The organism is Priestia sp. JSM ZJ58 (assembly GCF_044383985.1).
Taxonomy (GTDB): domain Bacteria; phylum Bacillota; class Bacilli; order Bacillales; family Bacillaceae_H; genus Priestia; species Priestia zanthoxyli.
Genome location: NZ_JBISEM010000001.1, coordinates 2,357,316 through 2,381,532, shown reverse-complemented (window position 1 = coordinate 2,381,532; position 24,217 = coordinate 2,357,316). Strand labels below are relative to the sequence as shown.

The window sequence follows — 24,217 nt, the reverse complement described above, 5'->3', positions numbered from 1 at the left end:
AGGAGGCTATAACATGAATAGTAAAGATATACAGCGTATTGCTGTCATTGGCGCAGGACAAATGGGACATCAAATTGGTATGCTTTGTGCACTTGGAGGATATGAAACAATTATTCAAGATATGAATGAACAATCACTCATAGAGGCAAAAAATAAGCTGGAAGCAATTATAGACAAGTGGGTTCACAAAGGCAAAATTTCCTCTGATGCTAAAGAAGCCGCATTTCAAAGGTTGTCTTTTACAAGCACATTAAAGGAAGCGGTTTCAAGTGCTGATTTTGTGATTGAAGCTGTTGTAGAAAAGTTAGATGTAAAACAAAGCGTCTTTAAAGAAATAGATGAGTACGCACCAAGTCACGCCATTTTAGCATCGAATAGTTCAACAATTGTTAACTCGCTTATTGCAAGTGCAACAAACCGTCCAGAGCAAATCGTTAACATGCATTTCTTTTTTCCTCCTCTTGTAATGGACTGCGTAGAAGTTGTGATGAGTGAAAAGACAAGTGAACAAACAGCTCAAACGACAATGGAAGTTTGCAAGCAAATTAATCGCACAGCAGTCCTTCTGAAAAAAGAAATCTCAGGTTTTATTGCCAATCGAATTTTAGGAGCGCTGCAAAAAGAAGCCGTTTTCCTTTACGAAAATGGATACGCAGATTTTGAAGACATTGATACGATTTGCAAAAAAGCGCTCAATCACCCGATCGGTCCTTTTGAATTGATGGATCTCTCAGGAATTGACGTCGGATATTTTGTGATGCAGCAGCGCTATAGCGAAACAGGGGACCCTGAGGACAAGCCAGCTGCGTGCATAGAAGAAAAAGTTCAAAAAGGCGAGCTTGGACGCAAAACAGGAAAAGGTTTTTACACATACCACACACAGGGAGTGAAGCAATGATGAAAAAATTTGTACGTATTGAAAAAGAAGAGAAAACAGCTATTGTAACCATTGATAATCCGCCTTTAAATGTAATGAGCCAGGCTGTTGTGCAGCAGCTTGAAGAAACGTATGAAGAGCTTAGTAAAGATCCTGATGTCATTACAATCATTTTAACGGGAGCGGGCGACCGGGCGTTTATGGCTGGAGCTGATATTAAAGAATTTCCACAGCTAATGGGACAAAGCGGTATTAAAGAAGAGTTTATGAAAACCCATCGTGTTTTGCAAAAACTTGAAAACATTGAAAAACCAACAATTGTCGTGTTAAACGGTTTAACGTTTGGGGGAGGGTGCGAACTTTCACTAACCGCTGATATACGCATTGCCGAAGAACATGCTCAAATCGGTCTTCCGGAAGTGAAGCTCGGATTGTTTCCCGGAGGCGGCGGAACTCAGCGTCTTCCGCGCGTAATCGGCGCATCTAAAGCTAAAGAATGGATGTTTGCCGGCAGTCCTGTTTCGGCGGAAGAAGCACTTCATGCAGGCTTTGCCAATCATGTAACGCCTAAAGGAAAAGGGCTCGAAAAAGCAAAAGAGCTGGCTAAGAAATTTAACCGTCACTCTCTTCCGTCACTTTCTCGAATTAAGGCAGCGGTAAACGAAGGAATGAATCGTACACTATCTGAAGGTCTTGAACTTGAGGCAGAGCTGTTTGAAGAAGTCTTTCAAACAGAAGATATTAAAGAAGGAGTATCAGCATTTATTGAAAAGCGTCCCGCTGTTTTTTCACATAAGTAAAGGAGGAGAAAACCATGTATGAAACACAGGTCAAAGTGCGTTTTTGCGAAACAGACGCACTCGGTCACATTAACAATACGAGCTATTTCATTTATTTAGAAGAGGCACGCATTGCTTTTTTTGAAGAAATGGGAGCATCCATGCATACAGAAAAGTGGGAGTATATTTTAGCGTCTACTAAATGTGATTTTGTTGCGCAAGGATATTTTAATCAAGTGTTAATGATTAAAACCTTTGTATCTAATGTCGGCAATAAAAGCTTTACAATTGGTCATGAAATTACCGACAGCAAGACGGGATCGCTGATTGCCAAAGGAGAAGCTGTCATCGTGTACTTTGATTTTGATGCACAAAAAAGCGTTTCTATTCCAGCGGATATTAAGCAGTTTTTGATGAATTATAAAGTAGCTGTTTAACTATAAAAAAGCAGGTGGTAAAAGAATGTCACAAATCATTCCCGTACGAAAAGGAGAGGAATTAAACACGGAAAAACTGCATCAGTTTCTCCGTGTTTCGATTCTTGATTTACCTAAAGAGCCTCTTGTAATCAAGCAATTTGGATCAGGTGCGTCCAATTTAACCTACGCTCTTTCAGTCGGAGAGTGGGAGGCGGTGTTGAGACGCCCGCCATTTGGGCCAGTTGCGCCAAAAGCGCATGACATGGAAAGAGAATACAAGATTTTATCTGTTTTATCGAAGTCGTTCCCTCTCGCTCCTAGGCCGTATGTGTTTTGTGAAGATGAGACGGTGGTCGGAAAATCCTTTTTTTTAATGGAGCGAAAGCACGGTGTTCTCATCGACACAGCGTTTCCAAAAGAAGTGAAAGAAACGAGCCAACTTTGCCGTCGTATTTCAGAACAAATGGTGGATGTCCTTGTTCAGCTTCATGATGTTCCTTATAAAGGCACGCTCCTTGAAGAAATCAGCAAGCCTGAAGGTTTTTTAGAACGTCAAGTACACGGCTGGATTCATCGTTATGAAAAATCAAAAACAAGTGACATACCGGAAGTAGAAGCACTAAAGAAATGGTTGACCACACACATCCCCACTTCACAGCATCCAACCATTATTCACTATGATTATAAGCTTAACAATACGTTATTTTCACCGGATGGAAATAAAATTGTAGGATTATTTGACTGGGAAATGACAACCGTTGGAGACCCGCTTTCTGATTTGGGAGTGGCGATGAGCTATTGGATGGAAGACAGCGACCCTGAACTTTTAAAAAGAGGATTGGGGAACCCACCTGTTACTGTGCAAAAAAGCTTTTATTCCCGTCGAGATTTTGTGGAAGCGTATGCTAAAAAAAGCGGACGAGATGTGTCACACATTGACTTTTACCTGAAGTTTGCGTACTTCAAACTTGCTGTCATTTGTCAGCAAATTTATTACCGTTATAAAAAAGGCCAAACAAATGACAAACGGTTTTCACAATTTGGAGAGTATGTAAAAACGCTGATTATTCATGCTCTGCATACAGAACGCAGGCATATATGAAAAGAAAAGTTCACGTAATACTCAAAAAAGAAGAGCTTCTTGCCAAAAAGCTAGAAGGAAAAACGGTCGTTATATTTGACATCTTATTGGCTACTTCAACAATTGCGGCTGCTTTACAACAAGGAGCAATAGAGGTTATTCCCGTAAAAAACGAAGAAGAAGCGCGCAATAAAGCAAAAACGTATAAGCCTGATGAAATTGCGCTTGTAGGCGAATATAGAGGGAAAACGATTGAAGGCTTTTTTGATCCAAGCCCCAGCACGATAAAGCAGCATGTTCAAGATAAAACGGTTATTTTGTCCACCACTAATGGAACGGTGGCCATTCATAACGCTGAAAAAGCAAAACATGTCTATGCAGCTTCACTGTTAAACGGAGAAGCGGTTGCCAGTGCTGTTTGTCAACCAAGTCAAGATGAAACTGTTTTATTGGTTTGTTCAGGTTCATCCGATCGCTTCTGTCTAGAAGATTTATATGGAGCGGGGTACTTTATAAGCTGTCTTCTGCAACTAAAAACATTTTATTTAACGGATGCTGCAAAAGCCGCACTGCTTTTGTATAAGGCTTATGAGCATTCATCTCTTGAAATATTGAAACACTCAGCCGTAGGAGAAATGCTCACTCAGTATGGCTTTCTAGACGAAATTGGCTTTGTAAGCCGGAAAAACGTCTATTCTGTAGTTCCTAAGGTAGTGAAGAAAAAGCTAGTAAACGGGGAGGAAATGATATGTCTGAAATGAAAACCGAAGCAAAAGGCGGATCATTTTTACTTAAAAAAACATCTGCGCAGCACGTCTATACATCTGAAGACTTAACGGATGAGCATCGTATGATCGCTCAGACAGCAAAGCAGTTTATTGAAAAAGAAGTCGACCCTTACCACAGTGACATTGAGCAGCAAGATTTTGATAAAGTAGTAGAATTGATGCAAAAAGCAGGCGAACTCGGACTTCTTGCTCACAGTATTCCAGAAGCATATGGAGGACTAGGTCTTGATAAAGTAAGCAAAGGACTCGTCGGTGAAATCATCGGCCGGACAAGCGGATATGGAGTCGCTCATTCTAATCATACATGCATTGCGACACTTCCTATTACGTATTTTGGTACCAAAAAGCAAAAAGAAAAATACTTGCCCAAATTGGCAAGCGGTGAATATATTGGCGCCTACTGTTTGACAGAGCCAGAAGCTGGTTCTGATGCTCTTGCAGCCCAAACAAAAGCCGTATTAAATCCTGAAAAAACGCATTATGTATTAAATGGAACGAAGCAGTACATTACCAATGCTGCCTTTTCAGATACGTTCATCACATATGCAAAAGTAGACGGAGAACATTTTACCGCTTTTATTGTAGAAAAAGATTTTGAAGGACTGTCTCTCGGGCCAGAAGAAAAGAAAATGGGGATTAAAGGGTCGTCTACTCGCCCGGTTATTTATGAAGATTGTTTAGTACCCGTAGAAAACGTACTTGGACAAGTAGGAAGAGGTCACTTAATTGCGCTGAACGTTTTAAACCTTGGACGTTTTAACTTAGGTTCTGCATGTATGGGCGCAGCGAAATATGCGTTTGAACTTGCTTTAGGTTATACAAAAGAACGCAAGCAGTTTAAAACAGCTATTGCGGAATTTAACGCTTCAAAAGAAAAAATAGCAAAAATGGCGGCTCGTATTTTTGCATCTGAATCTATCCAGTACCGTACAGCTGGTTTACTAGAAGAGGCGCTTGGTGGACTATATGAAAGTGAAAATCATAAGTTAGTAGCTAAACAGCTGGCTGAATTTGCAATGGAATGTTCAGTGTGTAAAGTGTATGGATCGGAAACTCTTGATTTAATTGCCGATGAATCGCTGCAGCTTCATGGCGGAGCAGGATTTATTCAAGAATATAAAATTGAACAAGTATACCGTGACTCACGCATCAATCGTATTTTTGAAGGTACAAATGAAATCAACCGCCTTTTGCTTCCAACTCAGCTTCTAAAAAAAGCAGGCAAAGGAGAAATAGAGCTGAACAAACGAGTAGAACATGCCGTTAGTGAATTGATGAGCGGTCAGTGGGAAATATCTTCAAATGAACTTCTAGCACGAGAAAAGCAGGCTGTTATTACAACAAGGCATTTATTTCTTGCATTGCTAGGAACAGCATTCCAAACGTTTCAGAAAAATCTAGCGCAAGAACAAGAAACGCTGATGAAACTAGCAGAAATTGCTATTGGGCTATTAGCTATGGAGTCATCTGTGCTGCGCGTGGAAAAAGCTGTAACCAGAAATGGAGAAGAAAAAGAAACGTTAAAAAGCAAGCTCACAGCAACAGTTGTTAGTGAAACGCTCTTTGAAATTGAAAAGCAGGCTCGACAATTAATAAACGGGATGTTAACGGGTGAAAAACACCGACAGTACCGCACAATTCTTGGAAAATGGATGAATGATTTGCAAAGTGAAGGAGAGTTCATGCGCAATCGAGACATCGCCCGTGAATTTATCGACAGCGGACGATATGTTGTATAAGGAGGGATATTATGCTGCGTTTTGAAGGGCAAATAGCTGTTATTACAGGAGCTGGAAGCGGCATTGGAGAAGCGACCGCTCAAAGAATGGCGAAAGAAGGCGCTCGCGTCATTCTTGTCGGGCGAACGAAAGAAAAACTAATACAGGCTGCATCCGCTATTGACACACGGTGTGAACGAAAATGTACAGATATTTTCCCAGCTGATGTAACGCAAGAAGAAGACGTCAAAGAGCTTGCTGAGTTTATAAAAGAAAAGTACGGACAAATTCATTTATTAATTAATAACGCAGGCGGATCTGTTAATTCCACAATCAAAGAAACAACGCTTGAACAGTGGAAACAGGTGCAGGACGTCAATTTAACAAGCGTATTTCTTGTAACAAAACATTTGATTCCTATTTTAACTGAAGAAATAGCAGAAAATCGATCTATTGTTAACATCGCTTCTCTTTCAGGACATAAAGCAGGTGCGCAAATTCCCCACTATAGCGCTGCTAAAGCTGCTTTAATCAACTTTACAAAAGCAATGGCATTTGAATTAGCACCTCACGGAATCAGAGTAAACTCTGTGTCTCCTGGATTCGTAGAAACACCTTTAACACAGCCTGGACTTGAAAATGAGCGCTTCACTAAGGCAATCGAAAAAAATACGGCTTTAAAACGTGTAGGTAAACCAGATGAAATTGCAAATGTTATTGCTTTTGTAGCGTCTAAAGAGGCATCGTATATGACGGGAAGTGATTTATTAGTAGACGGCGGGTGGCTTATCGTTTAATACAAAGCAAAGAGGAGGAAGTCGAAATTATGAGTGATTTAGTAGTAGAAAAGCAGGGGACTATTTTATCTTTAACGTTAAATCGACCGGATCGTTTAAATGCATTCAGTGAGGAAATGATTGAAAAGTTAACAGCTGAAATAAAACAGGCACAAAGCGATGAGTCTATTAAAGTGGTTATATTAAATGGAGCGGGGCGCTCGTTTTCTGCCGGAGGCGATGTGAAAACGATGGGCCAAGCATCGGGAGCTGATGTTTATGAACATATCGGCCGTTTAAATGAATGTATTTTAGCGATGCAAAATCTAGAGAAGCCAATTATTTCAGCAGTTCATGGGTTTGCAGCAGGAGCTGCTTTTAATTTAGCTCTTGCCTCTGACTTTATCATCGCATCACAAGAAAGCCGATTTGTATTAAGCTTTTCTCAAGTGGGATTGATTTCAGATGGAGGAGGTCTTTACTTTCTCACAAAAGTCGTTGGCCCCCACAAAGCTAAAGAACTGCTATTTTTAGCAGAGCCTCTGGATGCCGATACGGCTTACAAAGCCGGTTTTTTGAACCGTGTAGTGCCGTTAGATCAGTTGAAAGATGAGGTTACGTCTTTTGCAAGCCGTTTATCACAAGGGCCAACGAAAGCGTACGGAAAAATGAAAAAAATCGTCAACGATTCATTCCATTTAACGCTAGAACAAGTGCTTGAACAAGAAAGGCTAACGCAAGTTCTTATGGTAGAAACGAGGGATCATCAAGAAGGAATATCTGCATTTAAAGAAAAAAGAAAGCCACTATTTCAAGGGAAATAAGAGGGGGATATAAAAGATGAAAGCTATTCAATTCACGCAGTATGGAGGGCCTGATGTTCTGCAAGTTATCGATATTGCACGCCCTGTACCTAAAAAGAAAGATGTGCTCATTAAAGTTGCGGCAATTGGCGTTAATTATGCCGACGCTGCGCGGCGCGAAGGAGCATATGTAGTCGAAACGCCGCTGCCTTTTATTCCAGGCTCTGAAGTAGCAGGCGAAGTGGTTGAAGTAGGCGAGGATGTACAAGGGATAAAAGTAGGTACAAAAGTCGTGACACTGCTGGGATCTAATCGAGCAACAGGATACGCTGAGTACACGCTGGCAGATTCAAGAGGCCTTATTCCGTTGCCGGAGAATGTGGATTTAACACAGGCCGTTGCTTTGCCTCTTCAAGGACTAACGGCTTATCATATTTTAAAAACAATGGGTCGCCTTGAAAAAGGAGAAATCGTCATCGTTCATGCAGCAGCAGGCGGCGTCGGAACCTTAGCTGTTCAGCTTGCGAAAATTTTTGGAGCTGGAAAAGTTATTGCTACAGCGAGCTCTAAAGAAAAGCTTGAGCTTGCAAAAAATCTTGGAGCCGACGAAGTGATTAACTATACAGAAACAGGCTGGGAAAAACGGATTTTAGAAGTAACAGAAGGAAAAGGAGCCGATATTATTTTAGAAATGGTAGGAGGGCATATATTCTATGAATCTCTTCAATGTCTTGCACCATTTGGACGCCTCGTTTTTTACGGAATGGCTAGCGGAAAATCTGTAAAGTTTAACCCTGCTCGCCTGATGGAAAAAAATCAGTCGGTTCTCGGCTTTTTCTTACCTCAAATGATGGCAAAACCAGCACTTTATCAGCAAAGCCTGCATGAGCTATTAAACTACGTGAATTCCGGTCAGTTAAAATTAATGCTGGGCGGTACATTTTCACTTGAAGAAGCAGCAGATGTACATCGTCTGCTTCAAGGAAGAAAAACGACCGGAAAATTAGTGTTAGTTCCTTAATAAAACAGCTTCCGTCTCTAATAGGGATGGAAGCTGTTTTAGTTTAAAAAATTGGCTTTCGCCTGCCAAATTTTTAAAAACCGCTTAATAATTCGGCATAAAAATCAGTACTTTTTACTAATTTCTTCTATATTTTAACACTGGCATGGAAGTTGCATAATAAGTGTTTGAACATATAAAGGAGGAATTGAATATGGTGAGAAATGGAACGGACCGCGTGAAGCGGGGAATGGCAGAAATGCAAAAAGGCGGCGTTATCATGGACGTGATTAATGCAGAACAGGCAAAGATTGCAGAGGTAGCAGGCGCTGTTGCTGTTATGGCGTTAGAGCGTGTTCCAGCTGATATTCGTGCAGCAGGCGGCGTGTCTCGTATGGCAGACCCAACAATTGTTGAAGAAGTGATGAACGCTGTATCCATTCCAGTTATGGCAAAAGCCCGAATCGGCCATATTGTTGAAGCACGCGTGCTAGAAGCGATGGGTGTAGACTACATTGATGAAAGTGAAGTACTTACTCCAGCTGATGAGGAATATCACCTTAACAAAAGTACATTTACGGTTCCATTTGTATGCGGATGCCGTGATTTAGGGGAAGCAGCAAGACGAATTGGTGAAGGTGCTTCGATGCTTCGTACAAAAGGCGAACCAGGAACAGGAAATATCGTGGAAGCAGTGCGTCATATGCGCCAAGTCAACGCTCAAGTACGTAAAGTGGTAGGCATGGATGAAGACGAGTTAATGACAGAAGCCAAACTATTAGGTGCCCCCTATGAGCTATTACTGCAAATTAAACGTGAAGGCCGCTTACCGGTTGTAAACTTTGCAGCAGGCGGCGTAGCAACACCCGCGGACGCAGCGTTAATGATGCAGCTTGGAGCAGACGGCGTGTTCGTTGGATCAGGAATCTTTAAATCCGACAACCCTGAAAAATTTGCTCGAGCAATCGTTGAGGCAACAACGCATTATCAAGATTATGAACTCATTGCAAGCTTGTCAAAAGGGCTAGGAAGTGCAATGAAAGGAATTGAAATTTCATCATTATTACCAGAAAATCGTATGCAAGAACGCGGCTGGTAATAAGTAATAACTTTTAAACTTAGTTAGGAGAATGATCATGGGGAAATATACAATAGTCGATAAAGAAACGTGTATTGCGTGCGGCGCATGCGGAGCTGCGGCACCTGATATTTATGATTATGATGATGAAGGAATTGCGTTCGTTATCCTTGATGATAATCAAGGCACTGTTGAAGTGCCCCAAGAGTTAGAAGACGATTTAATAGATGCGTTTGAAGGCTGTCCAACAGAGTCCATCCGTATAGCAGATGAAAAGTTTGATGGAGATTCGAATAAATTTCAATAAAGCCGAATAAATAAAAAAATAGAAAGTTTTTTTAAAAGAAAAGAAGGATTTTGTCTAGAAAAGGCGAAATGTTAGTTGTGTAAGAACATATCTTTTTAAAAATGAAAGCACTTACATAACTAAAAGCATATGAGTTAGTCTCATTTGACCTTTCAGAATTATTAGTGTAAATGTGCGGAGTAATTAAATAGTTTTTAAAAGGAGATTAAGGGGCATGCAAATACTGAATACAGTCATTGTGACAGGATATGCAAAAGCTCCACAGGGAACTTCCATGTATGAAATGTATAAGCATGCGGGAATTGTACTAGAAGTGGATCTGACAGAGCATAAAATTGTAAATGCTGAGTTTACGTTTATTACGGAGCTGACGCAAAATTTTTTCCGGAAGCTGCTTATTGGTTACTGCCTTGCAGATGGAATTGAACCTCTTATTGAACGTATTCAAAATTATTATTTTGCTCCATCTCAACAGGCGATTATCGTAGCGCTTCAGGCTGCAATCCAACGTTACTGGGATAATGTGAATCAAAAAATTACATAGCGTTTGGTTAGAATAAAGTGAGAAGACAACCTCTTTTCATGGTCTTATTAAAACCAAGCAGACACACACGCTTTACAAAGAATGGGGGACGTTCCTGTTTCTTTGGGGAGTCATTGTGTCCTGCTTGGTTTTTTTCGTGTAAAGCGCTGTGAAATATAAAAAGAAAAGGAGGAAACAAAATGAACAAAATCATCACGCGCGAAGAAGCAGTAGGAAAAATAACTGATGGCGCACGCATTATGGTAGGTGGATTTGGTCTTGTAGGAAGCCCGCTTAGTCTAATTGAGGCGATTGCCAAATCAAACCTTAAAGATTTAGAGATTATTAGTAATAACCTCGGTGAACCTGGAAAAGGATTGGGTATATTGGTTCAAAGAAAACAAGTAAAAAAAGCTATAGGTTCGTATTTCACTTCCAATCCTGAAGTTGTGCATGCCTATCAACAACAAGAACTTCAAGTGGAGCTTATCCCGCAAGGAACAATGTCCGAGGCTATTAGAGCAGGAGGTGCGGGCATTGGAGGATTTTACACGCCTGTGAGCGTAGGGACTCAGCTCGCTGAAGGAAAAGAAGAACGAGTATTAAAAGGAAAGAAATATGTTTTGCAAGAATCGCTGCACGCAGATGTAGCGCTTATAAAAGCTAAAAAAGCAGACCGACTCGGAAATCTTATTTACAGCAAATCAGCAAGAAACTTTAATCCAATGATGGCAACGGCCGCTGATATCGTGATTGCTGAAGTAGAAGAAGTGGTTGAAGTTGGACAAATTTCTCCTGAAGAAATTATCACTCCTCATTTATACGTTACTTATATCGTAGTGAAAGGAGAAAAATAAGATGAACGTCAAACAATATATTGCTGGGCGCGCTGCAAAAGAGCTTTGTCAAGGAGATGTAGTGAACTTAGGGATAGGGATTCCTACTTTGGTTGCTAATTATATTTCACCCGATGTTCACGTGTTTTTACATTCAGAAAACGGAATTCTCGGCGTTGGCCCTACTCCTGAAGAAACCTATATAGATCCAGAGCTTGTGAATGCTGGGAAGCTTCCCGTCACGGTCTTGGAAGGTGCCTCATTTTTTAACAGCGCTGATTCTTTTGCGATGATACGCGGAGGTCATGTGAATGTATCCATTCTTGGAGTGCTTCAAGTAGATGAAGCAGGGCGAATTGCGAACTGGGCTGTCCCTGGGAAAAGTGTTCTTGGCGTAGGAGGAGCAATGGATTTATTAGAAGGATCGAAAAAAGTGATTGTGACGACTCTTCATACGAATAGTCAAGGAGAGTCAAAGCTAGTTAGGAATTTAACCTATCCGCTTACTTCAGAGCGACGAGTCGATATGATTATTACGGAATTAGCTGTCTTTTCGGTAACCCATCTTGGTCTTGAACTTCTTGAAACAGCTCCGGGTGTTTCTTTAGAGGAAGTAAAACAAAAAACAGAGGCTTCTTTTCATGTTTCTAAATTATTTAATAAAAACAATGAGGTGACGGCATAATGGCAGTGATTGTAAATGCATTTCGAACCCCTATTGGAAAGTTTGGCGGTTCGCTTGCAGATACGCTTCCAGAAGAACTAGTCTCTCTTGTGATGAAAAACAATTTGTCTTCAGCGGGATATACTTCAGAGATTGTTGATGAAATCATTGTCGGACAGACGAAACAAAGCGCTCATGCTCCTAATATAGCGAGAGTAGCCGGGCTGAGAGCTCAATTCTCTGAACGTATTCCAGCTTATACCGTGCACCGCCAGTGCGGTTCAGGCATGCAGGCTGTAATGAATGGAGCTATGTCCATTTTATCAGGTCAAGCCGAAGTGGTATTAGCCGGAGGAGCGGAAAGCATGTCTCAAGCACCGCACTATACGGTAGGCACTCGTTTTGGTTTTCACGTTGGTGATTTAACACTCTATGACTCTAATACAGAAAGTCAGCCAAAATCACAGCCTGAAACGCTATACGGAACGTTTACAATGGGACAGACGGCGGAGTGGCTTGCTGAAAAGTATAGCATTAGCCGTACGGAGCAGGACGAGTTTGCTTTTTATAGTCAGGAAAAAGCTAGGCGGGCTATAGAACTTGATTTGTTCGAAGAAGAAATTATACCGGTTCCTGTAAAAGAAGGAATGAGGCATTTTGCAACAGATGAATTTCCTCGTCTTACTAGCAAAGAAAAGCTTGGTACGCTTAAGCCCGTTTTTCAAAGAAATGGAACGGTGACAGCTGGAAATTCATCCGGCAGAAACGATGGCGCTTCAATGATGCTGTTGATGTCGGAAGAAAAAGCTGAGCAGCTTGGATTAACGCCTATGGCAAAGATTGTGTCGTTTGCCGCAGCCGGCGTCTCTCCAAAGGAAATGGGAATTGGCCCCGTTTCTGCTTCGCAAATTGCTTTAAATAAAGCTGGTTTAAGCTTAGGTGATATGGACTTGATTGAATTAAACGAAGCATTTGCCGCTCAAAGTATTGCTTGCTTAAGAGAATGGGACATCACATCAGAAAAAGTGAATGTAAACGGAGGAGCGATTGCTCTTGGACACCCTTTAGGCTGCTCCGGGGCAAGAATCATCACAACTCTGTGTCATGAACTCCACAAGCAAAAAAGACGATACGGCCTGGCTACTATTTGCGTTGCAGGAGGATTAGGAATGGCGATGGTGGTGGAAAGATGGACGAAATAAAAAGAGATTATGTTTTTCATAGAGATTTAACAAAAAAGTATCCAATGATTACGCATGGTGAAGGAAGCTACTTAATAGATGAACAAGGAAAAAAGTATTTAGACGGCTGCTCCGGCGCCGTGGCGGCAAACTTAGGGCACGGCATTGCGCAAATAGCCGAGGCGATGGCGGAGCAGGCAAAAAAAGCGGCGTTTGTTCATACATTACGTTTTGAAACGGATGTTTTGCATAAACTTGCAGGCAAAATTGGAGAAATGGCGCCGCTTCATTTAAACAAAGTCTATTTTACATCAGGAGGATCAGAAGCAAATGAAAGTGCATTAAAATTAGCAAGGCAATATCACAGGGATGCCGGAAAGATGCAAAAACACATCGTAATCGGAAGGTGGCAGTCTTACCATGGAAACACGATAGGGGCACTATCAGCTGGAGGAGACGTAAAAAGACGATATCCTTATACACCTAATCTTTTACATTTTGCGCACGTCTATTCGCCGTATTGTCATCGCTGTCCGTATAATCGCAATCAAGAAGACTGCGTGGCAAATCAAAACTGGAGCTGCATCACCGATATTGAACGCACCATTTTAGAGCTTGGTCCAGAAAATATTTCAGCTTTTATCGCAGAGACCATCGTAGGAAGTCAGCAAGGAGCTGTTGTACCTCCGCTTGACTATTTCAAAAAAGTACGTGAGCTCTGCAGCCGTTATGACATTCTTTTGATTGTTGATGAAGTGATGACAGGCTTTGGGAGAACGGGAACTGATTTTGCAGTGGAACAATTCGGAATCGAACCGGATATTCTAACGTTTGGTAAAGGAGTTTCAGCAGGGTACGCTCCTTTAGGAGGAATGGTTGTCCATGACCGTCTGATTCAAGGACTGTTAGAAAATAGCGGCGGAAAATTCCTTCACGGCTATACGTACAGTGGACATCCTGTTTCGATAGCGGCAGGACTTGCTGCTTTGGACATGTATGAAGAAGTAAATATCCTTCAAAATGTAGAAACTCAAGGTGCGTATTTAATGGAATGTTTAGTAGCGCTGCAGCGCAAGCATCCGTATATTTCAGATATTCGCGGCCGCGGACTTTTAATTGGATTAGAACTAATGAAAGACGCCAATCAACAGATATTTTTCGAGCCAGGTGAAGCAGCCAGCGAAAAGCTCAATGAAATTTGTATGGAGCTTGGAGGCGTATTTTATCCAGGGTCCGGATCTATAGATGGACATAAAGGAGAACATATCATTATTAGTCCTCCTTTAAATATAACGAAATCAGAAGTTGATGAAATAGTGAGATTGCTAGATCATGCGTTTTCTATTTTTCATCAGCACATAAGAAAGGATGAGTCATATGAAAGTGCAAAATAAAACAGAAGAGCTTCAAATCAAAGGCAAAAAACATTTATCACCCGTGATGACAAGAGTAACAGAGCTTGTTATTGAAAAAGCGCACGGTGCGAAATTTTGGACAGCTGATGGCACGGAATATATTGATTTTGTATCAGGAGTAGCTGTCAATGCAGTAGGTCATACACATGAAAAGATGGTAGAAGCAATTAAAAAACAAGCAGATCAGCTGCTTCACCTCGGTTTAAATTACGGATACTACGAAACAGCTGTGAATTTGGCAGAAAAACTTGCGCAAATTACGCCAGGAAACTTAGATACGGTTTTCTTTTCAAACTCAGGCGCAGAAGCTATTGATGGAGCGCTTAAGTTAGCAAAAGCGGCCACTGGCAGACCAGGGATTATCGCTTTTGAAGGTTCTTTTCATGGCCGTACACTCGGAGCTACAGCTATTACGGCTTCAAGCTCCAAGTACCGAAGCTACTACGAGCCGATTTTGGGAGAAGTGTATCACGCGCCTTATCCGTATCCAAGTCAGCTTCCTAATATTGACGAGGAAGAAGCGGAAGCATATTGCTTAAATCAACTGCAAAAGCTGTTTGAACTGCGAGTGGATCCTTCACGCGTAGCGGCGATTGTTATTGAGCCAGTCATGGGCGAAGGAGGCTATTACCCTGCTCCTTCTAGCTTTTTACGCGCACTGAGAGACATAGCGAATGATTATGGCATTCTGCTTATCTTTGATGAAGTGCAAACGGGATTCGGGCGCACTGGAAAAATGTTTGCCGCGGAACATGCTGGAGTCACACCAGATATTTTAGTTTTAGCAAAAGCTCTTTCCGGTGGTATGCCACTAGGAGCGATTGTAGCAAGCCGAGAACTGCATGAGAAATGGCCAACAGCCGGACATGGTTCTACTTTTGGTGGAAATCCAGTATCGTGCGCAGCTGCTTTAGCTAACATTTCAATCATTGAAGAAGAAAAGCTTGTAGAGCGCAGTGAAAAAGTAGGTGCCGATATTGTGAAACGTCTTCAGCATTCTATCGGACATTTACCGGCTATTAAAGAGGTTAGAGGAATTGGCATGATGATTGGCATTGAATTTCATGTTGAAACAGCAGCTGCTTATGTTCCTGCCATTAAATCAAAAGCGCTGGAAAGAAGACTGCTTATCATGAACTGTGGAGTCAAAGGGCAAACCATTCGCTTAATGCTGCCGCTGAATATTGATAAAGACGTGCTGAATCAAGGGCTGTCTTTATTAGAAGAAGTCATCACAGAAGCAGTTTCAATTAACTAGCTTTTTAAATGAAAAGGAGGGTAACGATATGAGTCAAACTAAAACCGAACTGCTGCAAGGAGATTTATATATTAACGGCGAGTGGGTAAGTGAAGAGGAGCAAACCTATTTTAAAAGTATAAACCCTGCAACACAAGAGCTCGTCGGAATGTGCGCAGCCGCTACGGCTAGTCAAGTCGATGCTGCCGTAAACGCGGCTAGTAAAGCCTACAGCCACTGGAAAAATACATCTATTCCTGAACGTGCAGCATTTTTAACAAAAGCAGCTTTGCTTTTTGAAGACAGAAAAGAAGAGCTAGCTCAAGTGATGACAAAAGAAATGGGAAAACCACTGACAGAATCCATAGGGGAAGTTGGTGTCGTCATTGCAACAGCTCAGTATATGGCGGGAGAAGGAAGACGTTTGTTTGGCGAAATAGTGCCCGCTGGCTTTCCTGACCGAGATATAAAAATGGTGCGCGAACCGCTTGGAGTTGTGGCATGTATTACACCTTGGAACTTTCCTGTTTCTCTCGCTTCTTATAAAATGTTTGCTGCTTTAATTGCTGGCAACACGGTTGTTTGGAAGCCGGCTTCAGAAGTGGCGCTCTCAGCGAAGATTTTTATGGAAGTATTGCACGCTGCGGGGCTTCCAAAAGGAACGATTAACTTGCTTACAGGATCGGGCAGAATCGTTGGACAAAAGCTTGCTACGCACTCTGAAGTGAAAATCATCTCATTTACAGGTTCTACGGAAGTTGGTCAGCAATTAGCAGAAATGAGCAGCAAAACCTTAAAGCGTATTTCTTTAGAGCTAGGAGGAAAAAACGCGGTTATCGTATTAAAAGATGCCAATCTGGATAAAGCAGCAGAGGGAATCGTTAAATCAGCATTCACGACAACGGGTCAGCGCTGTACCGCAGCTAGCAGAGTCATCGTGGAGCGTTCAGTAAAAGAAGAGCTGTTGAAAAAAGTAATAGCTCTTACAGAAGAAATGAAGATTGGAAATGGTCTTGATGAAGGGGTTGCAATAGGACCGCTTGTTAATGAACAGCAGTGCCGTTTAGTAGAAGATTACGTACAAAAAGCGGTAGAAGAAGGTGGGAATATTGCGCTCGGAGGTCGTGCTTTATCAGAGTTAGGAACTTGTTATTACATGCCTACAATCATCGATAACGTCTATTCAAATCACACAATTGCTCAAGAAGAGATTTTTGGTCCCGTGCTTGCTTTTATTGAAGTAGATGGCTACGAAGAAGCAATGAGCGTCAATAATGGAACGGTGTACGGACTTTCCACTTCTATTTATACAAGCAGCTTGCACTATGCCAGCCGAGCTGCCAAAGACGCTGTTAGCGGATTAGTCTATATCAATAACGGAACATCTAATGCTGAAATGGGGGTAGCATTCGGTGGAATGAAAATGTCTGGCAACGGCCACAGGGAAGTTTCTCATCATGCATTTGATGTGATGACAGAATGGAAGTCTGTCTACACCAACTATTAATCTCGCACCTTAGCGAAAAGGAGGAGCACATGTCTTCATATCGCATTGGCATTGCCTTTTTTTATCATGAATCTCACAGCTTTAGTCCATTAAAAACAGAAATAGAACAGTTTGTACAAGAAGGATATTTTGTTGGAACGGAAATATATAAAGCATACTCAGGAACCAAAACAGAAGTAGGGGGATTTTTGGATGTATTAAAGCAAGAGAAGCAAGTAGAAATCGTTCCCCTTGTTTGTGCAGCTGCAATTCCGTCTGGGGTTGTATCTTCGGCAGCTTATTACACAATTGAAAAGCAAATGCTGCATATGCTTACTCACGCCGGCCCGCTAGATGGCTTATTAATCGCCTTGCACGGCGCAATGGTAGCAGAGCATCTTTTCGATCCGGAAGCTCATTTGTTAGGTCAAATAAGAAGCTGTATAGGAAATAACGTTCCTATTGCCACTACGCTCGATATGCATGCAAATGTCAGTGAAGATATGCTTACGTACACGTCGCTTCACTTTGGTTTTAAAACATATCCTCACGTTGATATGTATGAACAAGGAGTTAACGCTGCGCGAGCGCTTTTAACACAAGTAAAAGAAAGCGCTATCTATTATGCGTCTTTAAAAAAACTGCCCATGCTTTTGCCGTCGATTAATATGCGAACAGCAGAAGGGCCGATGAAAAAAATGATTGATCTTGCTAAGCAAGCCGAGCAAGAAGAAGACGTATACAATGTTTCCATTTTTGGAGGCTTTCCGTATTCTGATATTCCAATTGCGGGAGCAAGCGTGCTCGTAACAGCTTTGAATCCTGAAACAGCAGAAAAAACAGCAAATAGACTAGCTTCTCAGTTTTGGAGTATAAAAGAAGATTTTATCATGGATTTGCCTACCGTTGAAGAAGGTCTGCAAACAGCGTTAAAACGATCAAACGAACAGCCAATTGTGCTCGCTGATATAGCGGACAATCCTTTAAGCTGTGGAAGCGGTGATACAACAGAGCTTTTAGAATACATGCTGAAGCTAAATATGCCGGGGACACTGTTTGGAGGTCTTTATGACCCTGAATCTATTAAACAATGCGTGCAAGCAGGAGTTGGAAGCTACGTCTCTCTTTCCTTAGGAGGAAAAGTTTCTCCTGAGTTTGGAAAGCCCGTTGAAGTTGAAGCAAAGGTCATTGGCTTATCAGAAGGTGAGTTTTACAATTCGGGACCGTTTAATCAGCATTTAAAAGTAAATGTAAAAGGCGCAGCTCATATTCGAGTAGGAGAATTGGATATTTTGTTGATTGGAAGGCCGGTATCAGCAAACGACCCTGAACTTTTTCGCCATATCGGTATCGAGCCAGCAAGGAAAAAAATAATTGGTTTAAAAGCTAAAAATCATTTCAGAGCCGCTTTTGAACCGCTTGTAGGGTCTATCGTCTATGTGGATGCTCCAGGCTTAGCGTCAAATCGCTTAACGACCTTTAATTATCAGCACCTTCCAAGTCCAATATGGCCGCTGCAAGATGCAAAATATGAAAGTGAAAAAAGGAGGAAAGAAAAATGGATGCATTAAAAGAGCAGTATTATATCGAAGTCCCAGAGTCGTTAAGTCCCGCGCAGCAAAAAATGATGATTGAACTTGAAAAAGATGCGTTTCCGGGCATGGGAGCCGTTGATGAACAGACGCTTGTACCTTTAGCGCGCTACGGAAAGCTCATTCAATATTTCCAGGAAAATGACGCAAGGCCAATTGCCATTTGCGAGCTGCTTAGAGATTACAAAGATGTCACAAAAGCTTATATCTTTGGGTTCTACGTCCGCTCTGATAAACAAGGAAGCGGAATTGGACAGCTGTTCTTAGAAGAGATATTTTCGATTCTACAAAAAGATAATTTTGAAAGTGTTTGTTTGACTGTGAATGTAAAAAATGAAGGCGCTGTTAAGCTGTATAAAAAAATGGACTTTACGATTAAAGAAACGCGAGCAGGAGAGTTTGGCGAAGGAGAAGATCGCTATTATATGGTGCGGTCAATTTCTTAGTAGAACATCTATTCAAAAAATGAACCTTGGAGGGAATATAAAATGAAAAATACATTATATAAAGCAAGCAGACATTGGAAAGAAATCGAGCTTTGGAAAGATGTAACGGACGAGCAGTGGAACGACTGGGTATGGCAGCTGACAAACACGATTAAAACATTGGAAGATTTAAAGAAAGTCATAAATTTAACACCTCAAGAAGAAGAAGGTGTTAAAATTGCAACCAAAACGATTCCGTTAAATATCACTCCTTACTACGCATGGTTAATGGATGTGAACGATCCGAAATGTCCAATCAGAATGCAGTCCGTTCCTATTTCAGAAGAACTGCATAAAACAAGGTATGATTTAGAAGATCCGCTTCATGAAGATGAAGATTCACCGGTTCCTGGCTTAACGCACCGTTATCCCGACCGCGTCCTGTTTTTAGTTACAAATCAGTGCTCCATGTACTGCCGCTATTGTACAAGAAGACGTTTTTCAGGACAAATCGGAATGGGCGTTCCAAAAAAACAGCTGGATACAGCGATTAATTACATTGCAGCCAACCCTCAAATTCGTGATGTATTAATTTCCGGAGGAGACGGCCTATTAATCAATGACAATATTTTAGAATATATTTTGAAAAATTTGCGCGATATTCCGCACGTAGAAATTATTCGTATCGGTACAAGAGCGCCGGTGGTGTTCCCTCAGCGCATTACAGAAAATCTGTGCAACATCTTAAAGAAATATCATCCGGTTTGGCTAAATACGCACTTTAACACATCAATTGAAATTACAGAAGAATCAAAGCGTGCATGTGAAATGCTTGCGAACGTAGGAGTTCCAGTTGGAAACCAAGCGGTTATTTTAGCTGGAATTAACGACAGCGTGCCAATCATGAAGCAGCTTATGCATGATTTAGTAAAGATCCGCGTGCGTCCTTACTACATTTATCAATGTGATTTATCAGAAGGAATCGGCCATTTCCGTGCGCCAATCAGCAAAGGGCTAGAAATTATGGAAGGACTTCGCGGCCATACGTCCGGCTATGCAGTTCCTACGTTTATCGTGGATGCTCCTGGAGGAGGCGGTAAAATTCCGCTGCAGCCAAACTATATTATTTCTCAAAGCTCCAATAAAGTGGTGCTTCGAAACTTTGAAGGTGTTATTACGTCTTATCCAGAGCCGCAAAATTACCAAAGTGGAAGCGCAGAAGAATTTTATAAAAAAGTATATCCTGAAGTGTTTGAAAAATTTGAAAGCAATGGTGTTCTTTCGATTATCGATGATACAAAGTTCAACTTAACGCCAGAAGGTCTAAACCGTCTTGACCGCCGGAAAACGTATGATCAAAATCCAGAGCATAGCTCTTTAAAAGACAAGCGTGAAAAGCGCGATCAATTAAAAGAGAAAAAATTTGAAACGCAAATGAAAAAATACGAAACAGCGGGAGCGAAGGAGGAATAATATTGAAGTGCCAATGGTGCGAATCATATGAAGCCAAGGAGACGGATGCAACGGTTTATTGGGAGCTTCCTGACGGTACAAAAGCTATAGAAATTAAAGAGACGCCTTCCATTACATGTTCAGAATGTGGAATTACGTATCAAACAGACGAAACAGTTGGACACATTGAAGATCAACTGTTTTTAATCAACACCTCTGCCTTAGAAAAAAGTGTAACGTACGAACAGCTTATGAGCCTGCCTCGTCTATTAAAACGAAACTACTTTGATTTTTCAAAGTGAGCAATAAAGGATCCATCTCCTACTTTTTATAGGAGATGGATATTCTTATACGCTTTACGTTAAACATGTTCGCATAGTTCTTTTATGAAGGTGGGATAAGTATGGAAGCAGTCGATATAAATCGTAATGAAGAAGAAAAAAAACAGGACGATAAGCATGTAAAACGCCATTTAAAAGCTCGTCATATGACCATGATTGCCATTGGAGGTTCAATAGGAACTGGCTTATTTCTAGCCACGGGATCTTCCATCCAAACTGCTGGACCGGGAGGAGCGCTGATTGCTTACGGGGCTATTGGAATTATGGTTTATTTTCTCATGACTAGCCTTGGAGAAATGGCCACGTTTATGCCGGTATCAGGTTCTTTTTCAACATACGCCAGTCACTATGTAGACCCAGCTCTCGGGTTTGCGCTCGGCTGGAACTACTGGTTTAACTGGGCTGTTACGCTCGCTGTAGAAATAGCTGCTTCTGCTATTATCATGAAGTTTTGGTTCCCTGATGTGCCAAGTATTATCTGGAGCGCTTTGTTTTTAGGCTTAATTTTTTTACTTAATTTCCTATCTGTAAAAAGCTATGGAGAATCTGAATATTGGTTTGCTCTCGTAAAAGTAGTAACCATCATTGTATTTATCGGAGTGGGCCTTCTGACGATCTTTGGCATCTTCGGCGGTGAATATATCGGCTTTAAAAACTTTACATTAGAAGAAGCGCCGGTCAACGGCGGATTTCTGTCCGTACTAAGCATTTTCTTTATCGCGGGATTTTCTTTTCAAGGTACAGAGCTAGTCGGTATTGCGGCAGGGGAAAGTGAAAACCCTCAAAAAAATATACCAAAAGCCATTCGCCAAGTCTTTTGGCGCATCCTTCTATTTTATATTGCAGCCATTGCTGTAATCGGGCTTATCATTCCTTACACCAGTCCATCTCTTCTAGGAGGAGATGTGGATAACATTGCGGTTAGTCCATTTACGCTTGTTTTTGAAAAAGCAGGAATTGCTGCAGCTGCTTCGGTGATGAATGCTGTTATTCTTACATCCGTTTTATCAGCCGGAACATCTGGTTTATATGCTTCTACGCGAATGTTATGGTCAATGGCCAATGAAGGGCAAGCGCCTAAAGCGCTTCGGAAAATTAATCGTCGAGGAATTCCAGTAAATGCGCTTGTTTTAACCACTATTATTGGCGGTCTTGCCTTTTTAACATCCGTTTTTGGTGATCAAATGTATATGTGGCTTTTAAACGCTTCAGGTATGAGCGGATTTATTGCGTGGATTGGTATTGCCGTCAGCCACTATCGTTTCCGAAAAGCATATGTTGCTTCAGGACAAGATCTAAATGATCTAGCCTATAAAGCAAAATGGTTCCCTCTAGGACCTGTTCTTGCATTTGGAATGTGCCTCATTGTTATTTTAGGACAAAACTATCAAGCGGTACTTTCCGACAAAATTGATTGGTACGGCTTGACGGTCTCATACATCGGTCTGCCTCTCTTTTTAGCGACGTGGTGGGGATATAAAATAGCAAAGAAAACCAAGGTTGTGTCTTTGCATGAGTGTATTCAAAAAGAGGATAAGAAATAAAAAAAGGTGAGCCTTAGACAACAAGGCTCACCTTTTTACTTATAAAAATCATTCGTATCAGGCTTCATTCTATAGATAGCATAACACAAAAAGTGATTTTTTTCCAGTCTGGTTTTTATTTTGTTTATTGATAAAATTCAAGAATAGCACTGGAATCTGCACAATTATGGGAGGTTAAAACCTTCGTAACTTTAATAGGAAAAGGGGTTTGTGATGAGAATTTCAGAAGGTGTTGAAATGCTACAGTTGACTGCCAGAGCGTTTAATCAAGACATAACATTAAATCCTACATTAGTGTGGAATAACGAAGAAGCGATTTTAATTGATACAGGTATGCCTGGCCAAACCAATCAACTTAAAGAGGCGTTAAACGAATTAAATATGTCTATTGAACAGCTAAAAGTAATTCTTCTAACACATCAAGATTTAGATCATATAGGATGTGCGACTGATATACGAAATAATTCAGATAAAAATATCATCGTATATGCTCATGAATTTGATAAGCCGTACATTGAAGGAAAACTTCCGCTTATTAAAACGAATGCGAGCCGAATGAGTAACGAAGAACTAGCAGCTATACCTGATGAAATAAAATATTTATATAAAAACCCTCCCAAAGTTGAGGTAGATACAGTATTAAAAGAAGATCAACTGCTTCCATACTGCGGAGGTATTGAAGTTATTTTTACTCCCGGACATACGCCTGGGCATGTTAGTTTTTATTTAAGAAAATCAAAAACGCTGGTTGCTGGAGATGCTCTAGTATTGGTAAATGGAAAACTAATGGGACCTGTTAAACAAACGACCTTAAATATGGACCAAGCGGTTCAATCACTCGAAAAGTTTCTAAATTATGAGATTGAGCATGTTATTTGTTATCACGGAGGCTATTTTCAAGGCTGTCCGAAAGAAGCGATTTTAAGGATAAAAGAACACGTTGCAGAGAGACAAAGTTAAGATTAATAGAAACCAAAGGGGATGGATAAAATGTTTACACCAGCTATTAGCGTTCAAAAAATAAATGATAGCCTCATTATAAAATGGCAGATTGCACACTTTACGATTCCGTTAGAAGACATTCTTGAAGTAACGGAAGATGACACGTACGGAGGTAAAGAAGCGAATGCCATTCGAATTGGCCCTCCGTACGGAACAACTGACCGAATTTTTATTAAAACGACCAATAAAAACTATCTGTTATTTACTTCAAACGCACCGGCTATATTAAATGAAATACATTCATAACTACCATTACCAAATACGAGATATGTGGGAGAGAGAAAATTGAAGATTAGCCGTACTTTCGATGCTGATAAAATCGCCAAGCTTAATCAGTCTGTTCATCAACTGCATGTAGAATTATACCCCGAGCACTTTCAAGCATATGATTTTCAGAAGATACATGAATTTTTTAAGAAAGCGATGAAAAACGATAGATTTATCTTTCTTTTAGGAGAAGACGATGGAGAGCATGTGGAATTCGCTTGGCTAGAAATAAAGCAGTATTCAGAGACAGTGTTTAAAAAAGCTTACGAGTCAATTTATGTTCATCAAATAAATATCGCCGAACATTATAAAAACAAAGGGTTTGGTTCGAGTTTGATGAAAGAAATTTATAGTATTGCTCGTGAAAAAGAGATCACTACAATTGAGTTAGACTGTTGGAGTGACAATACAATTGCCGAGAGCTTTTACGAAAAAGAAGGCTTTGTTACGTATAGAAAAATGGTTTATAAAGAGCTTTAAAGAGAGCATTTACTTGCTCTCTTTTTTATGTCTAGGAAGCCATTTTCTTTATTTTAATCACTCAACAAAACAAAGTACGCGATTTGAGAACCTAACTCTTGAAAAATTTTTGTTTTACATTTATACTTACATTCTTGTTCGCGTAA

General features: G+C 40.9%; 26 protein-coding genes. All 26 read left to right on the top strand.

The genetic code is table 11. The annotated features are described in order from the left end of the window. Positions 1 to 13 precede the first annotated feature (13 nt). Positions 14 to 898, top strand: coding sequence for a 3-hydroxyacyl-CoA dehydrogenase family protein (locus tag ACH6EI_RS12670; protein ID WP_033578977.1), 885 nt, complete (start codon positions 14 to 16; stop codon positions 896 to 898). After that, a complete protein-coding gene (locus ACH6EI_RS12665) occupies positions 895 to 1,677 on the top strand; it encodes an enoyl-CoA hydratase (RefSeq protein ID WP_028413346.1) in 783 nt (260 codons plus the stop codon). Before ACH6EI_RS12670 ends, ACH6EI_RS12665 begins: the two co-directional genes overlap by 4 nt. Before the next feature lie 14 nt (positions 1,678 to 1,691). Further along, a complete protein-coding gene (locus tag ACH6EI_RS12660) occupies positions 1,692 to 2,093 on the top strand; it encodes an acyl-CoA thioesterase (protein ID WP_013057057.1) in 402 nt (133 codons plus the stop codon). A gap of 25 nt (positions 2,094 to 2,118) precedes the next feature. Next, the gene (locus ACH6EI_RS12655; protein WP_028413345.1) at positions 2,119 to 3,177 is read left to right on the top strand and encodes a phosphotransferase family protein; all 1,059 of its coding nucleotides are present in this window, start codon (positions 2,119 to 2,121) and stop codon (positions 3,175 to 3,177) included. Further along, positions 3,174 to 3,917, top strand: a complete 744-nt coding sequence (locus tag ACH6EI_RS12650) for a 2-phosphosulfolactate phosphatase (RefSeq protein WP_098112606.1) — start codon at positions 3,174 to 3,176, stop codon at positions 3,915 to 3,917. The genes ACH6EI_RS12655 and ACH6EI_RS12650 overlap by 4 nt, the downstream gene beginning before the upstream one ends. Beyond that, entirely contained in the window at positions 3,905 to 5,683 is a 1,779-nt protein-coding gene (locus tag ACH6EI_RS12645) for an acyl-CoA dehydrogenase family protein (RefSeq protein WP_098999326.1), read from the top strand. Before ACH6EI_RS12650 ends, ACH6EI_RS12645 begins: the two co-directional genes overlap by 13 nt. Before the next feature lie 14 nt (positions 5,684 to 5,697). Beyond that, entirely contained in the window at positions 5,698 to 6,459 is a 762-nt protein-coding gene (locus ACH6EI_RS12640; RefSeq protein WP_028413342.1) for an SDR family NAD(P)-dependent oxidoreductase, read from the top strand. Between the two features lie 29 nt (positions 6,460 to 6,488). Beyond that, a complete protein-coding gene (locus ACH6EI_RS12635) occupies positions 6,489 to 7,262 on the top strand; it encodes an enoyl-CoA hydratase/isomerase family protein (RefSeq protein WP_028413341.1) in 774 nt (257 codons plus the stop codon). Positions 7,263 to 7,278: 16 nt separating this feature from the next. Continuing rightward, complete coding sequence (locus ACH6EI_RS12630) at positions 7,279 to 8,262, top strand: quinone oxidoreductase family protein (RefSeq protein ID WP_028413340.1); 984 nt, start codon at positions 7,279 to 7,281, stop codon at positions 8,260 to 8,262. 193 nt (positions 8,263 to 8,455) lie between these two features. Continuing rightward, positions 8,456 to 9,340, top strand: coding sequence for a pyridoxal 5'-phosphate synthase lyase subunit PdxS (pdxS, locus tag ACH6EI_RS12625; protein WP_028413339.1), 885 nt, complete (start codon positions 8,456 to 8,458; stop codon positions 9,338 to 9,340). Between the two features lie 37 nt (positions 9,341 to 9,377). Further along, positions 9,378 to 9,626, top strand: coding sequence for a ferredoxin (locus ACH6EI_RS12620; RefSeq protein ID WP_013057065.1), 249 nt, complete (start codon positions 9,378 to 9,380; stop codon positions 9,624 to 9,626). 214 nt (positions 9,627 to 9,840) lie between these two features. Beyond that, positions 9,841 to 10,170, top strand: a complete 330-nt coding sequence (locus ACH6EI_RS12615; RefSeq protein WP_013057066.1) for a DUF3870 domain-containing protein — start codon at positions 9,841 to 9,843, stop codon at positions 10,168 to 10,170. A 179-nt stretch (positions 10,171 to 10,349) separates the two neighbouring features. After that, entirely contained in the window at positions 10,350 to 11,006 is a 657-nt protein-coding gene (locus ACH6EI_RS12610) for a CoA transferase subunit A (RefSeq protein ID WP_028413338.1), read from the top strand. Between the two features lies 1 nt (position 11,007). Then, a complete protein-coding gene (locus ACH6EI_RS12605) occupies positions 11,008 to 11,670 on the top strand; it encodes a 3-oxoacid CoA-transferase subunit B (RefSeq protein WP_028413337.1) in 663 nt (220 codons plus the stop codon). After that, positions 11,670 to 12,851 carry a thiolase family protein gene (locus ACH6EI_RS12600; protein ID WP_028413336.1) on the top strand — a complete coding sequence of 394 codons (1,182 nt, stop codon included), beginning with the start codon at positions 11,670 to 11,672 and terminating at the stop codon, positions 12,849 to 12,851. The genes ACH6EI_RS12605 and ACH6EI_RS12600 overlap by 1 nt, the downstream gene beginning before the upstream one ends. Then, entirely contained in the window at positions 12,839 to 14,224 is a 1,386-nt protein-coding gene (locus ACH6EI_RS12595; RefSeq protein WP_098999327.1) for an aminotransferase family protein, read from the top strand. The genes ACH6EI_RS12600 and ACH6EI_RS12595 overlap by 13 nt, the downstream gene beginning before the upstream one ends. Then, positions 14,208 to 15,503: an aminotransferase class III-fold pyridoxal phosphate-dependent enzyme gene (locus tag ACH6EI_RS12590; protein ID WP_028413334.1), complete on the top strand. Its 1,296-nt coding sequence runs from the start codon at positions 14,208 to 14,210 to the stop codon at positions 15,501 to 15,503. The genes ACH6EI_RS12595 and ACH6EI_RS12590 overlap by 17 nt, the downstream gene beginning before the upstream one ends. Before the next feature lie 28 nt (positions 15,504 to 15,531). Next, entirely contained in the window at positions 15,532 to 16,989 is a 1,458-nt protein-coding gene (locus ACH6EI_RS12585) for an aldehyde dehydrogenase family protein (RefSeq protein WP_028413333.1), read from the top strand. Positions 16,990 to 17,018: 29 nt separating this feature from the next. Then, on the top strand, positions 17,019 to 18,539 hold the full coding sequence (locus ACH6EI_RS12580; RefSeq protein ID WP_028413332.1) for a M81 family metallopeptidase: 1,521 nt from the start codon (positions 17,019 to 17,021) through the stop codon (positions 18,537 to 18,539). Then, on the top strand, positions 18,527 to 19,006 hold the full coding sequence (locus ACH6EI_RS12575; RefSeq protein WP_028413331.1) for a GNAT family N-acetyltransferase: 480 nt from the start codon (positions 18,527 to 18,529) through the stop codon (positions 19,004 to 19,006). The genes ACH6EI_RS12580 and ACH6EI_RS12575 overlap by 13 nt, the downstream gene beginning before the upstream one ends. Positions 19,007 to 19,048: 42 nt before the next feature. After that, positions 19,049 to 20,458 carry a lysine 2,3-aminomutase gene (gene kamA, locus ACH6EI_RS12570; protein ID WP_028413330.1) on the top strand — a complete coding sequence of 470 codons (1,410 nt, stop codon included), beginning with the start codon at positions 19,049 to 19,051 and terminating at the stop codon, positions 20,456 to 20,458. A 2-nt stretch (positions 20,459 to 20,460) separates the two neighbouring features. Then, positions 20,461 to 20,739 (top strand): YokU family protein, encoded by a 279-nt coding sequence (locus ACH6EI_RS12565; RefSeq protein ID WP_013057076.1) that lies wholly within the window; start codon positions 20,461 to 20,463, stop codon positions 20,737 to 20,739. 101 nt (positions 20,740 to 20,840) lie between these two features. Beyond that, positions 20,841 to 22,322: an amino acid permease gene (locus ACH6EI_RS12560; RefSeq protein WP_028413329.1), complete on the top strand. Its 1,482-nt coding sequence runs from the start codon at positions 20,841 to 20,843 to the stop codon at positions 22,320 to 22,322. A gap of 213 nt (positions 22,323 to 22,535) precedes the next feature. Next, positions 22,536 to 23,282, top strand: a complete 747-nt coding sequence (locus ACH6EI_RS12555) for an MBL fold metallo-hydrolase (protein WP_028413328.1) — start codon at positions 22,536 to 22,538, stop codon at positions 23,280 to 23,282. 30 nt (positions 23,283 to 23,312) lie between these two features. Then, positions 23,313 to 23,570, top strand: a complete 258-nt coding sequence (locus tag ACH6EI_RS12550; RefSeq protein WP_028413327.1) for a SunI/YnzG family protein — start codon at positions 23,313 to 23,315, stop codon at positions 23,568 to 23,570. Positions 23,571 to 23,609: 39 nt separating this feature from the next. Next, entirely contained in the window at positions 23,610 to 24,071 is a 462-nt protein-coding gene (locus tag ACH6EI_RS12545; protein ID WP_098999329.1) for a GNAT family N-acetyltransferase, read from the top strand. The last annotated feature ends 146 nt before the right edge of the window (positions 24,072 to 24,217 follow it).

Excerpts from the sequence above, each read along its gene's own strand:
- ACH6EI_RS12630 (WP_028413340.1), top strand. The coding sequence starts at position 7,279 with ATGAAAGCTATTCAATTCACGCAGTATGGAGGGCCTGATGTTCTGCAA.
- ACH6EI_RS12660 (WP_013057057.1), top strand. The coding sequence starts at position 1,692 with ATGTATGAAACACAGGTCAAAGTGCGTTTTTGCGAAACAGACGCACTC.
- ACH6EI_RS12600 (WP_028413336.1), top strand. The coding sequence starts at position 11,670 with ATGGCAGTGATTGTAAATGCATTTCGAACCCCTATTGGAAAGTTTGGC.
- ACH6EI_RS12575 (WP_028413331.1), top strand. The coding sequence starts at position 18,527 with ATGGATGCATTAAAAGAGCAGTATTATATCGAAGTCCCAGAGTCGTTA.
- ACH6EI_RS12590 (WP_028413334.1), top strand. The coding sequence starts at position 14,208 with ATGAAAGTGCAAAATAAAACAGAAGAGCTTCAAATCAAAGGCAAAAAA.
- ACH6EI_RS12615 (WP_013057066.1), top strand. The coding sequence starts at position 9,841 with ATGCAAATACTGAATACAGTCATTGTGACAGGATATGCAAAAGCTCCA.
- ACH6EI_RS12550 (WP_028413327.1), top strand. The coding sequence starts at position 23,313 with ATGTTTACACCAGCTATTAGCGTTCAAAAAATAAATGATAGCCTCATT.
- ACH6EI_RS12595 (WP_098999327.1), top strand. The coding sequence starts at position 12,839 with ATGGACGAAATAAAAAGAGATTATGTTTTTCATAGAGATTTAACAAAA.
- ACH6EI_RS12585 (WP_028413333.1), top strand. The coding sequence starts at position 15,532 with ATGAGTCAAACTAAAACCGAACTGCTGCAAGGAGATTTATATATTAAC.
- ACH6EI_RS12665 (WP_028413346.1), top strand. The coding sequence starts at position 895 with ATGATGAAAAAATTTGTACGTATTGAAAAAGAAGAGAAAACAGCTATT.
- ACH6EI_RS12605 (WP_028413337.1), top strand. The coding sequence starts at position 11,008 with ATGAACGTCAAACAATATATTGCTGGGCGCGCTGCAAAAGAGCTTTGT.
- ACH6EI_RS12610 (WP_028413338.1), top strand. The coding sequence starts at position 10,350 with ATGAACAAAATCATCACGCGCGAAGAAGCAGTAGGAAAAATAACTGAT.
- pdxS (WP_028413339.1), top strand. The coding sequence starts at position 8,456 with ATGGTGAGAAATGGAACGGACCGCGTGAAGCGGGGAATGGCAGAAATG.
- ACH6EI_RS12555 (WP_028413328.1), top strand. The coding sequence starts at position 22,536 with ATGAGAATTTCAGAAGGTGTTGAAATGCTACAGTTGACTGCCAGAGCG.
- ACH6EI_RS12620 (WP_013057065.1), top strand. The coding sequence starts at position 9,378 with ATGGGGAAATATACAATAGTCGATAAAGAAACGTGTATTGCGTGCGGC.
- ACH6EI_RS12670 (WP_033578977.1), top strand. The coding sequence starts at position 14 with ATGAATAGTAAAGATATACAGCGTATTGCTGTCATTGGCGCAGGACAA.
- ACH6EI_RS12560 (WP_028413329.1), top strand. The coding sequence starts at position 20,841 with ATGGAAGCAGTCGATATAAATCGTAATGAAGAAGAAAAAAAACAGGAC.
- ACH6EI_RS12580 (WP_028413332.1), top strand. The coding sequence starts at position 17,019 with ATGTCTTCATATCGCATTGGCATTGCCTTTTTTTATCATGAATCTCAC.
- ACH6EI_RS12655 (WP_028413345.1), top strand. The coding sequence starts at position 2,119 with ATGTCACAAATCATTCCCGTACGAAAAGGAGAGGAATTAAACACGGAA.
- ACH6EI_RS12645 (WP_098999326.1), top strand. The coding sequence starts at position 3,905 with ATGTCTGAAATGAAAACCGAAGCAAAAGGCGGATCATTTTTACTTAAA.
- ACH6EI_RS12650 (WP_098112606.1), top strand. The coding sequence starts at position 3,174 with ATGAAAAGAAAAGTTCACGTAATACTCAAAAAAGAAGAGCTTCTTGCC.
- kamA (WP_028413330.1), top strand. The coding sequence starts at position 19,049 with ATGAAAAATACATTATATAAAGCAAGCAGACATTGGAAAGAAATCGAG.
- ACH6EI_RS12635 (WP_028413341.1), top strand. The coding sequence starts at position 6,489 with ATGAGTGATTTAGTAGTAGAAAAGCAGGGGACTATTTTATCTTTAACG.